Raw genomic sequence first — 18,500 nt, 5'->3', positions numbered from 1 at the left:
CTCCATGTGCGTGGAACTTCGTAGTGGGCTACGAGTTTCCACGCACATGGGCTTTGTAGAACTCAGTTGTTTTCGGGAAAGCCGAGATCGATACCGCCGTGGCTGGGATCGAGCCAGCGACTGGTGACGGCTTTGCCTCGCGTGAAGAAGTGCACTCCTTCGGTGCCATGAGCGTGGCTGTCGCCGAACAGACTGCTCTTCCAGCCGCCGAAACTGTAGTACGCCATGGGAACGGGGATCGGCACATTGACACCGACCATGCCGACCTCGACCTCGTTCTGGAAACGCCGCGCCGCCCCGCCGTCGTTGGTGAAGATCGCCGTGCCGTTGCCGTACGGATTGTCGTTGATCAGTGTCAGCGCTTCGTCGTAGGTGTCGACACGGACGACCGAGAGCACAGGACCGAAGATCTCGTCGGTGTAGATGCTCATGTCCGGTGTCACATGGTCGATGAGCGTGGGGCCGAGCCAGAATCCGTCCGCAGCCCCGTCGGGTTGGACGGTGCGGCCGTCGACGACGATCGTGGCACCGGACGCCTCGCCTGCGTCGACATAGGACGCAACCTTGTCGCGGTGTACCCGGGTGACGAGCGGGCCCATGTCGGCACCGCGGGTGCCGTCGCCGGTAACCAGTGGTGTGGTGCGTTCGGCGATCTTGGCGACGAGCTCGTCGGCGATCTTCCCGACGGCCACGAGAGCGGAGATGGCCATGCATCGCTCACCCGCCGAGCCGAAGCCGGCGTTGACCATGGCGTCCGCGGCCAGGTCGAGATCTGCATCGGGGAGGACGACGGCATGGTTCTTGGCACCGCCGAGGGCCTGGACGCGCTTGCCGTTGGCGGTACCGGTGGAGTAGACGTACTGGGCGATGGGCGTCGATCCGACGAAGGAGATCGACTTGATCTTCTTGTTCTCGAGCAGTTCGTCGACGGCGTCCTTGTCTCCCTGCAGCACGTTGAACACGCCGTCGGGCAGGCCTGCCTCGGCCCAGAGCCGCGCGAGCCAGATGCTGGCACTCGGGTCCTTCTCCGACGGCTTGAGCACGACGGTGTTACCGGCGGCGATGGCGATGGGGAAGAACCACATCGGCACCATGGCAGGGAAATTGAAGGGGGAGATGATGGCGACGGGTCCCAGCGGCTGACGAATCGAGTAGACGTCCACTCCGGTGGATGCATTCTCGGTGTAGCTGCCCTTCAGTAGATGGGCTATGCCACAGGCGAATTCGACTACTTCCTGACCGCGGGAAATCTCGCCGAGCGCGTCGGAGAGCACCTTGCCGTGCTCGGCCGTGATGATCTCGGCCAGCTCGTTCTTCTTGGCGTTGAGCAGTTCTCGAAAGGAGAAGAGGATCGAGGTGCGCTTGGCCAGGGAGGTGTCGCGCCACGCGGGAAAGGCAGCTGCGGCGGCATCGATGACGGCGCGGGCGTCACTCCGATCGGCGAGCGTGAGCGTGCCGGTGACCTCCCCGGTGGCGGGGTTGGTGACCGGTGACGTCCGATCGGAAGATCCGGAATAGGTCTTACCATCGAGCCAGTGTGAGATGACGTCGGTCAACGTTCGTTCCTTCCATCGGTGTGTCTCGAGTCTCATTTGAATCGATGCACATGTCAAAGGCCAAAATCGCAGATTGCCGTGCATGAATGCACAGGGGAATAGGCTGGGCGAGTGTTCAACCCAGACCACCTCCGCTATTTCCTCGAAGTGTCGAGAACGGGACGTCTGACCGATGCGTCGCGAACGCTCGGCGTGGACCACACCACGGTCGGTCGACGCATCACGGCCCTCGAGAAGTCCGCAGGGCAACGACTTTTCGACCGAACCCCGACGGGGTGGCGATTGACCGAGGCGGGGCGCAGGTTGGTCGGGTACGCCGAAACCGTCGAGTCCACGCTGATCGCCGCCTTCGAGGATCAGACATCCGATACCGGATCGCTGCGAGGGACGGTACGTATCGCTGCCCCGGACGGGTTCGGTGCCTTCGTTCTCACGCCGAAGTTGGGTGCGCTTCGCGACAAGCATCCCGATCTGGATATCGAACTCGTCACCGCCACCGAGCACAACTCGTTGGCCACCAGGGAATTCGACATTGCCATCACGTTGGAACGGCCGTCGCCCAGGTTGGTGGTTGCGCGGCAATTGGCGACCTACACCCTGGCGCTCTATGCCGCCGAGCGATACCTGGCTGCGCAGCCGACGATCGACTCGGTCGACGGTTTGCGTGGGCACACCCTGATCTCCTACGTGGATGCGCTGCTCGACGTTGCGCCGCTGCGCATCCTGGATTCGATTGTGCCCGACGGTCGGGCGCAGATTCAGACCAACAACATCACCGGCCAGTGGATCGCGGCGCGGTCCGGCGTGGGAATTGCGCCGTTGCCCAGCTACATCGGCGAACCGGACGACACGTTGATTCCGGTGCTGCCGGGCCTCGTCTCGGTCGAACGCACCTACTGGACGGTGATTCCGCGGGAGCTGACGGGGTTGGCGCGGGTGAAGGTGGTGGACGACTTCATCGGATCGGTCGTGGCCGAGGAGCCCCACATGCGTGCGGTGCCCGGCGGTCGATAGTCGCGGTCACTAAATGCACGAGATCGTCGGTGGCCGTTGAATTTTGGACGTTCGATGTGTCCGGCGTCTCGTGACGACAGACACACGTGACGCCGACCTCAAAGCGGTGGGAATCGCCCTACCGGCGGGTAACAATCTGTTACGGAACACGTCGGCCACGGCACCGCCGCGGCAGGCCCACAACGATTCTTGGGGGAATCATGACCATGTTCGTAGTAGCAGCAATCGGTTTCGTCGGTATGGCCATCGCCTTGCTCAACGACGGAAGCGACATCGACTTCAGGAGCCGTCAGCTCTCCGGCGCGTACAACCGGCGCTGGGCCTGACCCGTACCGATTCCGCACACCGGATGGCCGGTGGATAGATTCGTGCGATGTGGACACACCCCCGAGCGATCGGATTGCTGGTCGGATTCGGCCTGGATCGAGTGTTCACAGACCCACAGCGCTGGCATCCGGTAGCAGGATTCGGAACGGCTGCCCTTCGCGTCGAGGCTCGGCTCTACCGCGACAACAGGATTGCGGGTGTCATCCATACCGCCGTACTGGTCGGAGGCGTCACCGCACTCGGAATCGCGTCCACGCGAGCAGTGTCGCGTCTCGGCCCACCGGCCGAGGCCGCTCTGGTGGCTACCGCGACGTGGGCCGCGCTGGGCGGATCATCGCTGTCGGTAGTAGGTCGCTCGATGGCCGATCACCTCGACCGAGACGACCTGCCCGGCGCACGCGCATTGCTCCCGTCACTGTGCGGACGTGACCCGGCATTCCTCGACTCCGACGGGCTGGCACGCGCGGCACTCGAATCCATCGCCGAGAACACATCCGACGCAACAGTCGGTGTCGTGGTGTGGGGAGCCCTGGCCGGCGTACCGGGAATCCTGGCATACCGAGCCAGCAACACACTCGATGCAATGGTGGGATACCGGTCTCCGAAATACCTACGGTTCGGATGGGCCGCCGCACGCCTCGACGACGCGCTGAACCTGTTGCCGGCACGAGTCACGGGTGCGGCGACCGTTCTCGCTGCACCGCTGGTGCAGGGTTCTGCTGCCCACGCGCTACAGGTGTGGCGACGAGACGCATCCCGCCATCCCAGTCCCAATGCCGGGGTGCCGGAAGCCGCGTCGGCGGGTGCGCTCGGACTACAACTCGGTGGGCGCACTCAATACCGGCACGGCGTGGAGATCAGGCCCACACTCGGCGACGGGCGAGCGCCCACGGCACGGGACCTTCGGCGAGCAGTCGTGCTGTCGACGCGGGTGCAAGAGTTCGCGACGGCTGCGTCAGCGGTTCTTGCCGTATCGATCCGCCAGGCGAGGATCCGTCGGCGTTCTCGCCTGTGACGCCGCGCGGGCCCTGGCCCGCTTCTCGCGTCGGGTCGGAAGAGTGAATTCTTCTTCGTCGTCCGGCGCGGAATCGTCGTCGGACGTCGGGTCGGACTGATCGGACATCGCGTCGGCCATCTCGGTTCGAGACATGCGTCGCTCCCGCAGCTCGGCGCGGACGAAATAGGCAAGACCCAACGGTGCCATGATGCCGAACGCCAGCCACTGCAGCCCGTAGGACAGATAGGGGCCCGCGTCGGTCTGCGGTAGTTCGATGAGGCCGAGGCCACCGGGCTGACCGTCGTCGAGCTGCAGGTACCCGTCGATCGCGTCGACGCCGACCGCTGCGCCGATCTGCTCCGGGTTGATGTTGTACACCTGCAGGCGGCCGTCCTCCTGGATCGGCTCACGTGATGTTCCTTCGGCCTGACGAACGCGGGCGTCGAGAGTGACCGGGCCGGTCGGAGCTGCCGCGAACTCGGGCGGTCGCGTTCCCTCCACCGGGAGCACGTATCCGCGGTTGACGAGAACAGTAGGGCCACCGTCGATGACGAACGGAGTGATGACCTCGTACGCGGGCTGCTCACGAATGCTGCGCAGCCGCACCAGGGCGTCGGAATTCTCCACGTAACTACCCTGCGCGATCACCCGCCGCCATTCGTCGTCGGCCGCGAATCCGTTCCCGGTGAGAACGTCGGTGATCGGCACCGGATCTGCCCCGACCGATCGGGTGATCAAGTCGTTGCGCGCTGAAGTCGAGGTGTTCTTGCCCAGCTGCCACGGAGCGAGCACGCTGAAGCACAAGAATGCGAACGCCAGCGCGACCGCGGCCAGCACCAACCACTTCGGACGCAGCAAGAACCGTAACTTCTCCACCCCACCACGGTAGCCGGGTCAGGCGGTCAGCCGAGACCGCGCCCAATCGATCAAGCCGGGCACGGCGTCCTCGATCTGTTCTCGCACCTCGGTGAACGCAGACTCCGACGAGTAGTAGGGGTCTGCGACCGACGCATCGTCGGCGTCGGGATCGAACGAACGCAGCAGCTGCACCCGATCGGCCGGTGCACCCAACTGCAGTAGAGATCGAGCGTGGCCGGTGTCGAGAGCAACGATCAGATCGGCGGCGAGGTGGTCCGGTCCCACCTGGTTCGCTTCGTGCTCGCTCTCGTAGCCGTGCGCATCGAGTTCGGCGACCGTCCGCGGGTCTGCGCCGTCGCCGACATGCCACCCGTCGATTCCCGCGCTCGACACGCGGACGGCATCACTTAGGCCCGCCTCGCTCAGGTGCGCGGCGAACACCTTCTCGGCCATCGGTGATCGACAGATGTTTCCGGTGCACACGAACGTCACGTGCAGTGGCTCGCTCATCGTGACGCCTGCGTGTTCTGCTCGAGCACGGCGGCCAGTTCGTCCATGTCCGACGCGGTGAACGCCGCGTCGTCGCTCTCACCGTCGATGCCGTAGCCCCATTCCACGTAGACCGCCGGAATTCCGAACCGGGCCGCGCCGTGCACATCGTGATCGCGGTCGCCGATCATGATCACCCCTGCGGTGCCGCCGTCCGAGGATTCGACGGGATCGATGCCGAGATTGGTCAGCGAGTGCGCGATGACGTCGGACTTCGCTCGCCGCGACCCGTCGTTGCTGGCACCGCCGATGAAGTCGAAGTACCGGGACAAGCCGAAGTGGTCGAGAATCCGGACGGCGAAGCGCTCCGACTTGGACGTCGCCACGCCCAGCCGAACACCGCGATCCTGCAATCGCGTCAGCACTGTCTCGATGCCGTCGAACGCGGTGTTCTCGGCCCAACCCCGCTCGTCGTAGCGGTCGAAATAGGCGGCGAGCGCGCGCTGAGCTGCCTCCTCGTCCAGGCCCATCGAGCGCAGCGTGTCGATCAGCGGTGGACCGACGACGAGAGAGAGTTGCTGTTCGGTCGGCTCGGGAGCGCCGACCGAGGCCAGCGCGTGGCGAAATCCTGCGTGAATTCCCGGTGCGGAATCGGTCAACGTTCCGTCGAGATCGAACAGGACAACGGATGCGGGCAGAGCGGCAGACATGGCCTGAGCCTATCGGTGCACGTGACGGCTAGGCTCGTCGCGATGTCCGATACAGCGCCCGGCCCCGATGCACTTCTCCGTCATCATGGGGATCTCGAGGTCGGCTTAGGCCTCGTCGACTTCGCCGTCAACGTGCGCGGTGACGGACCGCCCCCGTGGCTTCGTGATCGGCTCGCTGCAGCCCTGAACTCGCTCGGGTCGTATCCATCGGGGGCAGCCGAGCGGGCGGCTCGGGAGCAGGTCGCCGCACACCACGGGCGCTCGCCGGACGAGGTACTGCTGCTCGGTGGCGGAGCCGAAGGATTCGCGATGCTGCCACGGCTCGAGCCGGCCCTCGTGGCAACCGTGCACCCGTCGTTCACCGAGCCCGACTGGGTGCTCGAGCAGGCCGGCATTCCCGTGCATCGGGTGTTACTCCCGCCGCCGTTTCTGCTCGATCCGGGCCTGGTGCCCGAGGCCGCCGACATGGTGATCGTCGGCAATCCCACCAATCCGACGTCGGTGCTGCATCCCCGAGAAGAAGTACTCGGTCTGCGTAGGCCCGGCCGCACGGTCGTGGTCGACGAAGCATTCGCCGACGCAGTGACGGGAGCAGGAGAGTCGGTCTCCTCGGACAGCGTCGCGGACGTGCTGGTACTCCGAAGCCTGACGAAGACGTGGGCATTGGCGGGGTTGCGGTGCGGCTACGCTCTGGCCCATCCCGACTTACTCGAACGAATGCAGCGGGGCCGTGCGCACTGGCCCCTGGGCACTCTGCAACTCGAAGCAATCCGTGCCTGTACCGAGCCGTTCGCGGTCGAGCAGGCCCGAGCCGAAGCGCTGCGTATCGACGCCGAACGTGCCGCCATGATCGCGAGACTGACCGCACTCGGTCTCGACATTGCCGGGCCGGCGCGAGCGCCGTTTCTTCTGGCGCGGGTCGATGACGCCGACGGGATCCGAGAACGTTTGCGCACGAAGGGAATTGCGGTTCGGCGCGGCGACACGTTTCCCGGACTCGATCGCAACTACCTACGCGTCGCCGTACGGGACTCGGCACACGTCGACATACTGGTGCATGCGTTGAACACCGTTCTGTGAGGAGAGCAATCGACATGGCAGTGACTCTGGCGAACGTCATCGAGGTTCTCGACAAGGCATACCCGCCTCGATTGGCCGAGAGCTGGGACTCGGTGGGATTGGTATGCGGAGATCCGGAATCCGAAGTGCGACAGGTGCTCCACGCCGTCGACGTCACCCCGGCCGTCGTGGACGAGGCCATTTCCTGGGGCGCCGACCTCATCGTCGCCCATCACCCTCTGCTGCTCAAAGGAGTCGATTCGGTTGCGGCCGACACCGCCAAAGGCTCGGTGATCCACCGCCTTATCAAGGCCGACTGCGCGCTGTTCACCGCCCATACCAACGCTGACTCGGCCGATCCCGGTGTCTCCGACGCACTCGCGTCGGCCCTCGGTGTGATCGACACCAGGCCACTCGATCCCATTCCTGCTCCGGCGCACGACAAATGGGTCGTATTCGTGCCGTCCGCCGACACTGCGGCGGTGCGCCAGGCGCTGTTCGACGCCGGAGCCGGTGAGATCGGCGACTACAGCGAAGCGAGTTGGCACACCGAGGGGCTCGGCCAATTCCGGCCGCAGCCCGGTGCTCATCCGGCGCTCGGTGTCGTCGGCGAAGTCCACACCGTGACCGAGGACCGAATCGAGGTGGTGGCATCTCGGGCCGACCGCGCGCGGATGCAGTCCGGGCTCAGACGTGCGCATCCGTACGAGGAGCCCGCGTTCGATGTCTTCGAGTCCGCGGCCCTACCGTCGTGCACCGGTCTGGGGCGGATCGGACGCTTGCCTGATCCGATGACCCTCGCCGAGTTCACCGATGTCGTCCGAGACGCTCTGCCGGCCACCAGCTGGGGAGTGCGAGCAGCGGGTGATCCGGACGCCACGGTGTCGATCGTCGCCCTGTGTGGGGGAGCAGGGGACTCGTTCCTCGCAACCGTCGCGCGGACCGACGCCGACGTCTATGTCACGTCCGATCTCAGACATCATCCCGTCGACGAGCACCTGAGGGCGGGTGGGCCCGCGGTGATCGACACAGCCCACTGGGCGTCGGAGTTCCCGTGGTGTGCTCAGGCGAGGGGCGTCGTGGACGCCGAATTCGGCGACACGGAGGGCTGGAGCAGCAGGGTCAGCGATGTCCGTACCGACCCGTGGACGCTGTGACCGACGAACCACGCGACCGGGGGACTGGACGGATCCGGCTCGGTACGTTCTGCGCAGCCGGTAGGGTAATCGGAATCAACTTCCATAGTCGCAGGAGTCATCAAGCGTGAACGTCGATCCCAAAGTCCAGGCCTCGCTACTCGAATTGGCCGGTGTGGATACCGAACTCTCGCAGATCGCCCATCGCCGAAAGACCCTCCCCGAGCAGCAGGAGGTCGACAAACTCGAGGCCGAGCGCATCACCCGCAAGGATGCTGCCGTCACGGTGCAGATCTCGATGGACGACCTCGATCGCGACATCCGCAAGCTCGAGGGCGAAGTCGATGCCGTTCGCCAGCGCGAGGCGCGCGACAAGAAGATGCTCGAGAGCGGCACGATTGCGCCCAAGCAGATGACCGAGCTGCAGCACGAGCTGGGCAGTCTCGAACGGCGGCAGAGCATCCTCGAGGAAGAACTGCTCGAAGTCATGGAACAGCGCGAGGCCAGCGAGCGCGATTACGAGCACGCCGGGGCGCAGTTGACGCAGATCGAGGACGAAATGGTCGACGCCGGTCGTCGCCGCGACGACGCTGTCGCAGACCTGGACGTCGCGGAGAAGCGGAGCGCCGAGCGTCGCGAGGCATTGATCTCGGGTATGCCGGCCGATCTGCTGGCGCTGTACGAGAAGCAACGCGCACTGACCGGTCGAGGCGCAGCATTGCTGCAGGCCCGCCGATGCGGCGCATGCCGAATCGAGCTCGATCGCAACGAAATTGCGAGCATCGCCAACAAACCTGCCGACGCTCTGGTTCGTTGCTCGGAATGCAACGCAATCCTGGTGCGCACCAAGGAGTCCGGAATTTGAGTGCCGAGCAACGGGTCGTCGTCGAAGCCGACGGCGGCTCCCGCGGCAACCCGGGTCCCGCCGGGTACGGAGCCGTGGTGTTCTCAGCAGATCGCAGCGAGGTGTTGGCCGAACGCCGGGAGGCGCTGGGGATCGCAACGAACAACGTAGCCGAGTACAGGGGCCTCATCGCTGCGTTGACGGCGGCTGCGGACGTCGGTGCCCGTGAGGTCGACGTTCGGATGGACTCCAAACTCGTCGTCGAACAGATGTCGGGACGCTGGAAGGTCAAGCATCCCGACATGATTCCGCTCAATCGCCGAGCGGCGGAGCTTGCTCGGACGTTCGATCACGTCACCTTCCAATGGATTCCGCGGGAGCAGAACTCACACGCCGACGGTCTGGCAAACGAGGCGATGGATGCCGCGGCCAAGGGGATCGACCTTCCTGATCTGCCCGATTCCGAACCGGCCGCGAAGCAACCCGCGGCGGCCCCCGGGTGGACCGGTGCAGTGGGCGACCCCACCCGAATGTTGTTGTTGCGCCACGGCCAGACCGCGCTGTCGGTCGACCGGCGATACTCGGGTCGCGGAAATCCGGAACTGACCGAGCTGGGGGTTCGACAGGCCACCGCTGCAGCGGCACGGCTCGGCCGACACGACGACATCGCAGCGATCGTCTCGTCCCCCCTCGGCCGCGCCCGACAGACTGCCGACGCCGCGGCAGGTGCACTCGGACTCGACGTGACCACCGTCGACGATCTGACCGAAACGGACTTCGGCGACTGGGAAGGTCTGACCTTCGCGGAGGCGAAAGACCGCTATCCCGAACAACATCGGGCCTGGCTGGGTGACACCTCGGTGGCCCCGCCCAACGGTGAGAGTTTCGACGCAGTGCGCACTCGAATCGAAGCGGCACGCGATCGATTGATCGGAGAGTACGCGGGCAAGACGATCGTCGTCGTGACACACGTGACGCCGATCAAAACACTGCTGCAACTGGCACTGGACGTCGGACCGTCACTGCTCTACCGAATGCACCTGGACCTCGCGTCGCTGAGCATCGCCGAGTTCTACCCCGACGGCGGGGCATCGGTGAAATTGGTCAACGACACGTCTCACCTGACCTGATCCTGCGGAGGTGCGGGTCTCAGATCTGCAGCGCCAGCCACAAGCCTGCCACTGCACCGACGATGGTCAACGGAGTCGTGATGACGCCGAGAATGGTGAACGTCCTCAGATCCGCCGGCTCGTCGTTGGCCGATGCGACGCGTCGCCACAACATGATCGCCAGTGAACCGACGTAGGTGAGGTTGGGGCCGAGATTGACCCCGATCACCATGGCCAGCAACAACGCCGGGGGAGCGTCCGCGCCGAAGGCCGCCAGGAGCAGCAACGTTGCGGGCAGGTTGTTGACGATGTTCGACGCCACCGCCGCAATGGCAGCCGCCGCCAGTAAGGACACAAAGGTGGTGTCGGACGGCAGAATTCGCGCCAGCCAGTCGCCGATCGGGCCCGTCGTCACGCCGAGCACGACGATGCCGAGAAGGAAGACGAAGCCACAGAACGGCAGATCGGCACCGCGCAGAATCGCGCGAGGTGTGGTGTGGCGAGCTCGAAGTGCTGGGATCGCCATAGCCACGGAGCCCACGGCAGCCACCCAGAACGGTTCGATATCGAACAGTCCTGCCACGGCGAAGCCGATCAATGTCGCGCCGAGGATGACGAGTGTGCTTCGCGGTGCTGCGACGTCGTCAGTGCTGTGTTCGGTCGCGGAGTCCGTCGGTGCCGCAGTGCGGGTCAGATCCTTGCGGAAGAAGATCAGGAACACCGCCAGTTCGATGGCGACCGCGAAAATCCACGGTAGCGCCATCAGTGCGGTGAAGTGCAGGAAGGTCAGGCCCGTCGCAGCGAAGGCCAGCAGGTTGGTCAGATTCGACACCGGCAGCAAGGTCGACGCCGAATTGGACAGGTGCGCAGTGGCGTAACTGTGTGGACGCGGCGACATCCCCAGGATCCGAGCGGCACCGATGATGGCCGGTGTCAGCAGAACAACGGTGGCGTCGAGGCTCAGTACGGCTGTGGTGGCAGCGGCAGCGGCGAACACGAGGGTCAGCAGTCTGCGGGGGCTGCCCTTGGATCCGCGGCGTAGCTTCGCAGCGATCCAGGTGAACACACCGAGGGCATCCGACAGATGCGCCAGGATCAGGATGAACGCCAGAAAGACGACGGTGGGTGCGAGTTCGAGTACCTGCTCACGGGCCGCGTCGAGGCTGACGAGGCCGACGAGAAGAACAACTGCGGCCGCTGGAAGTGCAGCAACGATCTCGGGAAGACCGCGCGGGCGAACGATGGCGAAGACGAGAACGGCGGCGACCAATGCCGCAGCGAGAACGGTCACGCGAGAATCTTCACGAGAGTGCGGACGTTCCGCGTGGTGGTCGTGGCCTTGTACTTCGCCTTCGCCGTGGCTTTTCCGAACGTACTGTCGGTGGTGTTGCCCTTGCGCACCTCCCAATAGAGCACGCTGTTCCCCTCGGCAATCCTCTCGAGATCGGGGTCGAGTTCCACTGCAAGAGCGGACAATTCGGTCAAATGGCTATCGTCGTTACCGAACACTACATAAGGATGCCAGCCCTCCCGTTCGGCGTCGAACGGGTAGGACTCCACTATCGCCCTCAGTGTCGGGACGTCGAGTACGACAACCCAGGCTCGGTAGCCGAACGCCTCGGCGAGCGTTCTCTCCACCTGTGCTTTCAGGGCGGCGGCCGCCAGCGGCGACTGCAGCAGTACGTTGCCGGTCGCCAGAATCGTGCGGACATTCGTGAAGCCGGCCGAGGCCAGAGCTGCGCGGAGGTCGACCATCTTGATGTTGATGCCGCCGACGTTGATGCCGCGCAGCAGCACAACCCATTCACTCATGGAAGGAACTGTAGTGAAGCGCACGAGAACAACCATTGAAGTCAGCAGTTAGTAACCAGTAACTTGGCGGTATGGCGCAGAGAGGACGGATGACAGGCCCGGAACGACGGCAGCAAATACTGCGGATAGCGGCAGACGAATTTGCATCGTCCGGACTGCACGGCGGTTCGACCGACAGGATCGCCCGCGAAGCAGGGATCACCCAGGCCTACATCTTTCGAATATTCGGAACCAAGAAGGCACTCTTCTCCGAGCTGGTGGTCGCGTCGTTCGACCGCGTGGCGGATGGGATGCGCGAGGCGGCAGGTACTGCCACCGGTCAGCAAGCCTTGGCCTCGATGGGGGAGTGCTATTACGCCATGCTCGAGGATCGAACCTCACTCTTGCTGCAGCTGCAGGGGATCGCCGCGTGTGGCGACGAAGAGGTGCGCGACGCCGTTCGAGAGGCGTTCGGCCGGATGTGGAACACCGTCGTAGAGGTCACCGGTCTCGATGCGGTGACCGTCAAAGCGTTTCTGGCGTTCGGCATGCTGCTCAACAGTGGCGCGGCCCTGCAGATTCATGACGTCGACCAACCCTGGGCGAACGGAGTGGGCACTCGTATCCACGCCGGATTGTTCGACCACATCACGAGCGAGACGAACCGTTGATCTCCGGCTCCGAGCACGACGAATCACGAATGTTCGTGCCTTCTCTGTTGTTCGTCGGAGTCGTCGTCGCCGCTGTCGGTAGCCTCGGTGCCCCGCTGATCACGAGCGTCGCAACCACTTTCGACGTTTCCCTCTCCAGTGCAGAATGGACGTTGACGTTGGCTTTGTTGACCGGTGCCGTCACGACACCGGTTCTGGGCCGCCTCGGATCGGGTCCGCATCGACGGGCAGCAATCCTCGGGACACTGGGCGTCGTCTCGGCCGGAGGCATTCTGACCGCACTGCCGCTGTCCTTCTCCTGGCTGCTCCTCGGCCGCGCAGCCCAGGGAGTGGGACTGGCCCTGACTTCGATGCTGATGGGTGTGGTGCGAGATCATCTGTCCGACAAACGGTCCGGATCGACCATCGCTTTGTTGTCGGTCGCGTCTACTGCGGGTGTCGGTGTGGGCTATCCCTTGTCGGGGTTTCTGGCCGAGCACGGCGGTCTCCGGCTCGCATACGGATTCGGTGCTGCGATGACGGTCATGGCGTTTGCCGTTGCTCTGCGAGTTGTTCCTGCCTCGACGCGCAAGCGTGCGACCCGGATCGACGTTCCGGGTGCGGTGCTGCTAGCGATCCCTCTCACGCTGGTGCTCGTTCTCGTCAGTGAGACCGCGCTGTGGAGGAGCCGCCCTTGGACGGCGGGGGTGCTGGCTGCAACCGCGGTCGTCGCTGCGGGCATATGGGTACGCGTCGAACTGAGAAGCTCGGCACCGCTCGTCGATCTTCGGTTGTTTCGTCACAGGGCTGTGGTCGGAGCGAACGGCGCAATGTTTCTCGGCGGCATCGGAATGTATCTGCTGCTCACCCTCGCTACGCGCTACGCGCAGACGCCTTCCGGTGCCGGATACGGTTTCGGCCTCGACGTGTTCGCGGCGGGCCTCGTCCTGGTTCCGTTCTCGGTGTTCGGATTTCTCGCCGGCAAGCTGGTACCCAGAGCGCTGCGTCGGGTGGGGGCAGCCAGCGCGCTGACGGTCAGCGCACTGATCGTTCTGGTGGCTCTCGCCTTGTTCGCCGGTACCCGCGCCGGCGTCGTTGAACTCTGTGCGGTGATGGCGATTCTGGGTTTCGGAGTCGGAAGCTTTTCGGCCGTGCTGCCGGCCGTCGTGCTGCCGGTGGTGCCCTCCGCGGAGACCTCGAGCGTCATGAGTATCAACCAGGTGGTGCGCAGTGTCGGATTCTCTTTCGGAAGCGCGGTCGGTGGTCTGGTACTCGCCGCCGGAACGAGTCCGGGCTCCACCTTCCCCGGAGAGGATGCCTACACGTCCGCCGCCTGGGTGGGGGTGGTCGTCACCGCTGCCGCGGCCATCGTGAGTGCCTCTGTTCTTCATGGCCGGGCAATCGCCGGGCATCCGACGTGAGGCGGGTAGAGTACGCAATCGCGAACGAGTTGGCTGGACGGCTGCGGCTCGAAGTACCGACGGACAGGTTCCGTTCCGCTTCGGGCCGAGGAAAGTCCGGACTCCACAGAGCAGGGCGGTTGTTAACGGCAACCCGAGGTGACTCGCGGGACAGTGCCACAGAAAACAGACCGCCTGCGGTTCGGTTCTTCGGAAACGAAACGCAGGTCAGGGTGAAACGGTGCGGTAAGAGCGCACCAGCATCCCAGGTGACTGGGGTGGCTAGGTAAACCCCGCCCGGAGCAAGGTCGAAGGCTGCACCGCGCAAGGGGTGCAGCTGCGCAGGTGCTCGAGGGCTGCTCGCCCGAGCCTGCGGGTGGACTGCTCGAGGTACCCGGCAACGGTGTGCCCAGATGGATGGTCGTCTATTCGATCTCGCGAGAGCGGATCGATGCACAGGATCCGGCTTACAGGCCGACTCGTTCGCACTCCAATTTCTCGCGCGGTACACCTGCGGCGTGGCTGTATGGGGCACACTGGAAGTCATGACCGACGACGACAGCTCCTGGTACTACGACATCAGCACCAAGCAGGTTGTGCAGGGCAAGGAGACCAATGCCCTCGACCGCATGGGTCCGTATCCGGACAAGGCCACCGCAGAGCAGGCGCTGAAGATCGCAGCCGCCCGCAACAAGGCCGCCGACTCCGACGACGACTGGAACAACTGACGGTGCTGCTCACCCGGCTGAGGGCTCCGAACTTCGATTTCGAGTCCATCAGATCCGAGTTCGGTCTGTCCGATGTCTTCGACGCAGACGTGATGCGCGAAGCGATCGAAGCCCGAGACCTGCACGCCGACAGCAGAATCGACCGCACCGACATTCCTTTCGTCACCATCGACCCACTCGGCTCGAAGGATCTCGATCAAGCGGTGCACATCGAGAAGACGGCCAACGGCTTGGTGGTGCACTACGCGATCGCCGACGTGGGTGCGCTGGTGATGCCGGGGGGAGCGCTCGACGTGGAAACCCGCCGACGCGGCCAGACGTACTATCTCCCCGACGGATCTGTTCCGTTGCACCCGCGTGAGTTGTCGGAGGGCTCGGGAAGCCTGTTGGAGGGACAGACTCGCTGCGCTGCGCTGTGGACCATCGAACTCGACGACGTCGGTGAAGCCGCGGCGTGGACCGTCACCCGGGCGCTCGTGCGTTCGACCGCGCGTCTCGATTACGCGGGAGTGCAAGCCGACTTCGACGCCGGCACACCGCACCCGTCGATCGCTGCCCTTGCCGAATTCGGACACCTACGGGCGGAGGCAGCGAGGCGTCGAGGAGCCATCGACATCACGCTCCCCGAGCAGGAAGTGGTTCCGGACGGCCATGGTTGGCGAATCGTTCTGCAACCGCGAACAGCAGTGGACGGCTGGAACGCCGAGGTGTCCTTGCTGACGGGCATGTGCGCAGCCAGAATCATGCTCGACGCCGGAATCGGCATCGTACGCACGCTTCCGCCCGCACCGCCCGAGGCCGTCGAGACCCTGAAGAAGACCGCGAACGCACTCGGAATCGAGTGGCCCGCCGGGGCGTCCGCCGGCGCGGTACTCGCCGGCCTGCCCACCGACGAACCGTCGACTCTGGCGATGATGACTCAGGCCACGGGATTGCTTCGGGGAGCCGACTATTCGGCGTTCGACAGTCGAACTCCGAACTCGACCATCGATGCACCCGGCACCGACGATTCCGTCGAACACTCGGGTATCGGAGCGCCGTACGCCCATGTGACGGCCCCGTTGCGACGGCTGTCGGATCGGTTCGCCACCGAGGTGTGTCTGGCCGTGGTCGCCGGTGTGCCCATCCCCGAGTGGGCGGCGCAGGCGCTACCGGAGCTACCGGCAATCATGCGTGGATCGGATTCTGCAGCATCGAAAGTGGACCGAGCCTGCATCGATCTGACCGAAGCGCACGTGCTCGAAGATCGCGTAGGTCATACGTTCGACGCAGTGGTGCTGCGCGGTGCCGAGGGCAAGCGCGACGCCGAGGTGCTCGTGTCCGAACCGATCGTCATGGGCAAGTGCGACGGCGAGCCGCCTGCGGGGGAGTCGGTGAAGGTCCGATTGACCCGGGCCGACACCGACTCGCGCACAGTCCGATTCGACTATCCGTCTGTCACGGCCTGAATCGGTCGGTCGCCTCGACGAGGTGGTGGACGATGCCCGGCTCGGCCGCAGAATGGCCGGCATCGTCGACGATCACCAGATCTGCACTCGGCCAGGCCTTGTGCAGTGCCCACGCGCTCGTGGCCGGGCACACCACGTCGTAGCGGCCCTGCACGATCACGCCAGGAATACCGTCGAGCAGGTGCGCGTCGCGTAGCAACTGGTTCTCTTCGAGGAAGCACCCGTGGCGGAAGTAATGGTTCTCGATTCCGGCGAAAGCGCGGGCGAAACGGCCATCCGAATTATGCTGTACGGCATCGGGTTTCGGGAGCAGGTAACTTGTCGCTGCCTCCCAGGACGACCACGCCACCGCCGCCCGGGTCGCGGCAGCGTCGTCCTCGGACATCAACTGTCGGTGATATGCCTCGACCAGATCCCCGTCTCGTTCGCCTTCCGGAATGGGGGCGAGAAACTCCTCCCACAGGTCCGGGAAGATGTGTCCGGCACCGCCGCGGTAGTACCAGTCGATCTCCGACGGCCGGACGAGGAAGATTCCTCGGAGCACGAGTCCCCGCACCCTGTCTCGATGCGTCTGTGCGTAGGCCAGCGACAACGTGGAGCCCCAGGATCCGCCGAACACCAACCAGGTGTCGATGTTCAGGTGCTCGCGGAGTTTCTCCATGTCGGAGATCAAGCGATCGGTGGTGTTGACCGTCAGATCTGCCCCGTCGGCAATATGTGGGGTCGACAGCCCGCAGCCTCGCTGATCGAACAACACGATGCGGTAGACCTGCGGATCGAAGTAGCGACGTTGTAGTGGATTGGTGGCACCGCCGGGACCGCCGTGCACGAACACCACCGGTTCGCCGTCGGGGTTGCCGGAGATCTCCCAGTAGATCCGCTGCCCTTCGCCGACCTCGAGGTGACCGGTCTCCACGGGCTCGATCTCCGGGTACAAGGTGCGCATCCTAGAAACCGACCAGACCGGAGGCCAGATCCGGGATGTCGAGGGAGCGGATGGCCTCGTCCCGCACGTCCGAGCACGTTTCCTTCGTGATGTCGTCGACGAGCGCGCGATTCTGCACCACCTGGAGATTGATGACGCCGCTCTGCGCAGCCCAGGTCTGCACCAGAATGTTCAGTCCGCCGCGACCGAGAGTGGGGCCTTGCACGCGCCAATTGGACAGCTGCGCTTCGAGATCGGTGCACAGCTGCTGCTTCTGGGCATCGGTGACAGCCGCTCCCGCAGGAGTCGTCGTCGCCACCGTCGTGCTCGGAGCGGTCGTCGTGGTCGACGACGAACCGGTATTGGTCGTGTCGGTGCTGCATGCCCCCACTACGGCGAGAAGCGCAGCCGCACCGACCAGTGCGACTGCGCTTCGTCCTGCAATGGACGTCGTACCCCGTCTGATTGTCATGGCCCGAGTGTGCCATCCGAACCGGGATCAGACGACGACGGTCAGTAGCTGTGTTCGGGTCCGGGGAAGACTCCCGAGCGCACCTCGGACATGTACGTGGTGGCTGCGGTGCGCAGCGAATCGCCCACGTCGGCGAACTTCTTGACGAACTTGGCGGTCTTGCCGTTGGTGTATCCGGCCATGTCCTGCCACACGAGGACCTGAGCGTCGCATTCGTTGCCCGCTCCGATGCCGACCGTCGGGATCGTGAGCTTGCGGGTGACCTGGCCGGCGATGTCGGCGGGGACCATCTCCATGACGACGGCGAAGGCACCTGCCTGCTGTACGGCGATGGCGTCGGCGACGAGTTGTTCGGACGCGTCACCGCGACCCTGAACGCGGAATCCGCCAAGGGTGTTGACGCTCTGCGGGGTGAATCCCACATGGGCCATGACGGGGATGCCGGCAGCGGTGATGGCGGCGATCTGCGGTGCGACCCGCTCGCCGCCCTCGAGCTTCACGGCGCCCGCGAGACCTTCCTTCATGAAACGAACAGCGGTTTCGAGGGCCTGCTGCGGTGAGGCTTCGTAGGTACCGAAGGGCAGATCTGCGACGACGAGCGCGTGCGGTGCGCCGCGTACCACTCCACGTACGAGAGGAAGCAACTCGTCCACGGTGATCGGCACGGTGGTGTCGTAGCCGTACACGACGTTGGCCGCGGAGTCACCGACGAGAAGCACAGGCACGCCGGCTTCCTCGAAGATGCGGGCACTGGAGTAGTCGTACGCCGTCAGCATTCCCCAACGCTCACCCTCTGCCTTCATCTGCAGCAGATGGTGGGTACGGGTCTTGCGGGTCAGCGCGGTCGCCGGAGATTCGGTGGACGAACCGCCGTACACAGCATTTTCGGACATCTTTGTCCCTTTCTGGTCCTCGAGGCCCGCGCGGCGGGTCCCCGGGATGGGGTGTGATGACGTCCCCAGTCTGCCACCGCCCTTCCGTCGCAGG

Annotated in this window: 20 protein-coding genes and 1 other RNA gene; 12 read left to right on the top strand and 9 right to left on the bottom strand. The window is 64.8% G+C overall.

The window, feature by feature from the left end; all coding sequences use genetic code 11:
- Nucleotides 1–62 precede the first annotated feature (62 nt).
- Nucleotides 63–1,556, bottom strand: coding sequence for a CoA-acylating methylmalonate-semialdehyde dehydrogenase (locus K414_RS0119265; protein WP_027497433.1), 1,494 nt, complete (start codon nt 1,554–1,556; stop codon nt 63–65).
- Nucleotides 1,557–1,667: 111 nt separating this feature from the next.
- On the opposite strand from K414_RS0119265, the gene K414_RS0119260 reads away from it, so the two are divergent.
- From K414_RS0119260 to K414_RS0119250, 3 genes are all read left to right on the top strand, one after another.
- On the top strand, nt 1,668–2,570 hold the full coding sequence (locus K414_RS0119260; RefSeq protein ID WP_027497432.1) for a LysR family transcriptional regulator: 903 nt from the start codon (nt 1,668–1,670) through the stop codon (nt 2,568–2,570).
- Between the two features lie 200 nt (nt 2,571–2,770).
- Nucleotides 2,771–2,896 carry a hypothetical protein gene (locus tag K414_RS29775; protein ID WP_255032530.1) on the top strand — a complete coding sequence of 42 codons (126 nt, stop codon included), beginning with the start codon at nt 2,771–2,773 and terminating at the stop codon, nt 2,894–2,896.
- A 47-nt stretch (nt 2,897–2,943) separates the two neighbouring features.
- Nucleotides 2,944–3,912, top strand: a complete 969-nt coding sequence (locus tag K414_RS0119250) for a cobalamin biosynthesis protein (protein ID WP_027497431.1) — start codon at nt 2,944–2,946, stop codon at nt 3,910–3,912.
- On the opposite strand, the gene K414_RS0119245 is transcribed toward K414_RS0119250, so the two are convergent.
- Genes K414_RS0119245 through K414_RS0119235 form a run of 3 tightly spaced genes read right to left on the bottom strand, consistent with a single transcriptional unit; the run spans nt 3,853 to nt 5,951 of the window.
- Nucleotides 3,853–4,770 (bottom strand): SURF1 family protein, encoded by a 918-nt coding sequence (locus tag K414_RS0119245; protein ID WP_027497430.1) that lies wholly within the window; start codon nt 4,768–4,770, stop codon nt 3,853–3,855. The genes K414_RS0119250 and K414_RS0119245 overlap by 60 nt on opposite strands.
- A gap of 18 nt (nt 4,771–4,788) precedes the next feature.
- Nucleotides 4,789–5,262, bottom strand: a complete 474-nt coding sequence (locus K414_RS0119240; protein WP_027497429.1) for a low molecular weight protein-tyrosine-phosphatase — start codon at nt 5,260–5,262, stop codon at nt 4,789–4,791.
- Nucleotides 5,259–5,951: an HAD-IA family hydrolase gene (locus K414_RS0119235; RefSeq protein WP_027497428.1), complete on the bottom strand. Its 693-nt coding sequence runs from the start codon at nt 5,949–5,951 to the stop codon at nt 5,259–5,261. Before K414_RS0119235 ends, K414_RS0119240 begins: the two co-directional genes overlap by 4 nt.
- A 42-nt stretch (nt 5,952–5,993) precedes the next feature.
- Between K414_RS0119235 and cobC the strand changes: the two genes are divergently transcribed.
- The 4 genes from cobC (at nt 5,994) to K414_RS0119215 (ending at nt 10,120) form a co-directional block, all read left to right on the top strand.
- On the top strand, nt 5,994–7,031 hold the full coding sequence (cobC, locus tag K414_RS0119230) for an Rv2231c family pyridoxal phosphate-dependent protein CobC (protein ID WP_027497427.1): 1,038 nt from the start codon (nt 5,994–5,996) through the stop codon (nt 7,029–7,031).
- A gap of 14 nt (nt 7,032–7,045) precedes the next feature.
- The gene (locus K414_RS0119225; RefSeq protein WP_037219391.1) at nt 7,046–8,167 is read left to right on the top strand and encodes a Nif3-like dinuclear metal center hexameric protein; all 1,122 of its coding nucleotides are present in this window, start codon (nt 7,046–7,048) and stop codon (nt 8,165–8,167) included.
- 106 nt (nt 8,168–8,273) lie between these two features.
- Nucleotides 8,274–9,011 (top strand): C4-type zinc ribbon domain-containing protein, encoded by a 738-nt coding sequence (locus K414_RS0119220; RefSeq protein WP_027497425.1) that lies wholly within the window; start codon nt 8,274–8,276, stop codon nt 9,009–9,011.
- Complete coding sequence (locus K414_RS0119215; protein ID WP_027497424.1) at nt 9,008–10,120, top strand: bifunctional RNase H/acid phosphatase; 1,113 nt, start codon at nt 9,008–9,010, stop codon at nt 10,118–10,120. The genes K414_RS0119220 and K414_RS0119215 overlap by 4 nt, the downstream gene beginning before the upstream one ends.
- A gap of 19 nt (nt 10,121–10,139) precedes the next feature.
- Here the strand turns inward: K414_RS0119215 and K414_RS0119210 are convergent, their stop codons facing one another.
- Complete coding sequence (locus K414_RS0119210) at nt 10,140–11,390, bottom strand: SLC13 family permease (RefSeq protein ID WP_027497423.1); 1,251 nt, start codon at nt 11,388–11,390, stop codon at nt 10,140–10,142.
- Nucleotides 11,387–11,911, bottom strand: a complete 525-nt coding sequence (locus tag K414_RS0119205; protein WP_027497422.1) for a DUF1697 domain-containing protein — start codon at nt 11,909–11,911, stop codon at nt 11,387–11,389. The genes K414_RS0119210 and K414_RS0119205 overlap by 4 nt, the downstream gene beginning before the upstream one ends.
- 71 nt (nt 11,912–11,982) lie before the next feature.
- On the opposite strand from K414_RS0119205, the gene K414_RS0119200 reads away from it, so the two are divergent.
- The 5 genes from K414_RS0119200 (at nt 11,983) to K414_RS0119185 (ending at nt 16,116) form a co-directional block, all read left to right on the top strand.
- Nucleotides 11,983–12,561, top strand: coding sequence for a TetR/AcrR family transcriptional regulator (locus K414_RS0119200; RefSeq protein ID WP_230591473.1), 579 nt, complete (start codon nt 11,983–11,985; stop codon nt 12,559–12,561).
- Between the two features lie 29 nt (nt 12,562–12,590).
- Entirely contained in the window at nt 12,591–13,961 is a 1,371-nt protein-coding gene (locus tag K414_RS0119195) for an MFS transporter (RefSeq protein ID WP_051365395.1), read from the top strand.
- A 25-nt stretch (nt 13,962–13,986) separates the two neighbouring features.
- Nucleotides 13,987–14,426: RNase P RNA component class A (rnpB, locus tag K414_RS28385), an RNA gene on the top strand.
- Nucleotides 14,427–14,485: 59 nt separating this feature from the next.
- Nucleotides 14,486–14,668 carry a hypothetical protein gene (locus K414_RS0119190; protein ID WP_027497419.1) on the top strand — a complete coding sequence of 61 codons (183 nt, stop codon included), beginning with the start codon at nt 14,486–14,488 and terminating at the stop codon, nt 14,666–14,668.
- Nucleotides 14,669–14,670: 2 nt separating this feature from the next.
- Nucleotides 14,671–16,116, top strand: a complete 1,446-nt coding sequence (locus K414_RS0119185; protein ID WP_027497418.1) for an RNB domain-containing ribonuclease — start codon at nt 14,671–14,673, stop codon at nt 16,114–16,116.
- Here the strand turns inward: K414_RS0119185 and pip are convergent.
- Genes pip through panB form a run of 3 tightly spaced genes read right to left on the bottom strand, consistent with a single transcriptional unit; the run spans nt 16,106 to nt 18,406 of the window.
- The gene (gene pip / locus K414_RS0119180) at nt 16,106–17,062 is read right to left on the bottom strand and encodes a prolyl aminopeptidase (RefSeq protein WP_027497417.1); all 957 of its coding nucleotides are present in this window, start codon (nt 17,060–17,062) and stop codon (nt 16,106–16,108) included. The two genes, K414_RS0119185 and pip, sit on opposite strands and share 11 nt — an antisense overlap.
- Nucleotide 17,063: 1 nt before the next feature.
- Entirely contained in the window at nt 17,064–17,513 is a 450-nt protein-coding gene (locus K414_RS0119175; protein WP_045841259.1) for a hypothetical protein, read from the bottom strand.
- A 41-nt stretch (nt 17,514–17,554) separates the two neighbouring features.
- Nucleotides 17,555–18,406, bottom strand: coding sequence for a 3-methyl-2-oxobutanoate hydroxymethyltransferase (gene panB / locus K414_RS0119170; RefSeq protein WP_027497415.1), 852 nt, complete (start codon nt 18,404–18,406; stop codon nt 17,555–17,557).
- Nucleotides 18,407–18,500 lie beyond the last annotated feature (94 nt).

Origin of the sequence: Rhodococcus sp. JG-3, from assembly GCF_000482405.1 — a bacterium.
GTDB lineage: Bacteria > Actinomycetota > Actinomycetes > Mycobacteriales > Mycobacteriaceae > Rhodococcoides > Rhodococcoides fascians.
This window is presented reverse-complemented; position numbering and strand designations above follow the sequence as displayed.

Bases quoted from the DNA above. Each gene is read 5' to 3' on its own strand.
- K414_RS0119205 (WP_027497422.1), bottom strand. From the start codon at position 11,911: ATGAGTGAATGGGTTGTGCTGCTGCGCGGCATCAACGTCGGCGGCATC.
- K414_RS0119190 (WP_027497419.1), top strand. From the start codon at position 14,486: ATGACCGACGACGACAGCTCCTGGTACTACGACATCAGCACCAAGCAG.
- pip (WP_027497417.1), bottom strand. From the start codon at position 17,062: ATGCGCACCTTGTACCCGGAGATCGAGCCCGTGGAGACCGGTCACCTC.
- K414_RS0119235 (WP_027497428.1), bottom strand. From the start codon at position 5,951: ATGTCTGCCGCTCTGCCCGCATCCGTTGTCCTGTTCGATCTCGACGGA.
- cobC (WP_027497427.1), top strand. From the start codon at position 5,994: ATGTCCGATACAGCGCCCGGCCCCGATGCACTTCTCCGTCATCATGGG.
- K414_RS29775 (WP_255032530.1), top strand. From the start codon at position 2,771: ATGACCATGTTCGTAGTAGCAGCAATCGGTTTCGTCGGTATGGCCATC.
- panB (WP_027497415.1), bottom strand. From the start codon at position 18,406: ATGTCCGAAAATGCTGTGTACGGCGGTTCGTCCACCGAATCTCCGGCG.
- K414_RS0119225 (WP_037219391.1), top strand. From the start codon at position 7,046: ATGGCAGTGACTCTGGCGAACGTCATCGAGGTTCTCGACAAGGCATAC.
- K414_RS0119240 (WP_027497429.1), bottom strand. From the start codon at position 5,262: ATGAGCGAGCCACTGCACGTGACGTTCGTGTGCACCGGAAACATCTGT.
- K414_RS0119200 (WP_230591473.1), top strand. From the start codon at position 11,983: ATGGCGCAGAGAGGACGGATGACAGGCCCGGAACGACGGCAGCAAATA.
- K414_RS0119195 (WP_051365395.1), top strand. From the start codon at position 12,591: ATGTTCGTGCCTTCTCTGTTGTTCGTCGGAGTCGTCGTCGCCGCTGTC.
- K414_RS0119175 (WP_045841259.1), bottom strand. From the start codon at position 17,513: ATGACAATCAGACGGGGTACGACGTCCATTGCAGGACGAAGCGCAGTC.
- K414_RS0119250 (WP_027497431.1), top strand. From the start codon at position 2,944: ATGTGGACACACCCCCGAGCGATCGGATTGCTGGTCGGATTCGGCCTG.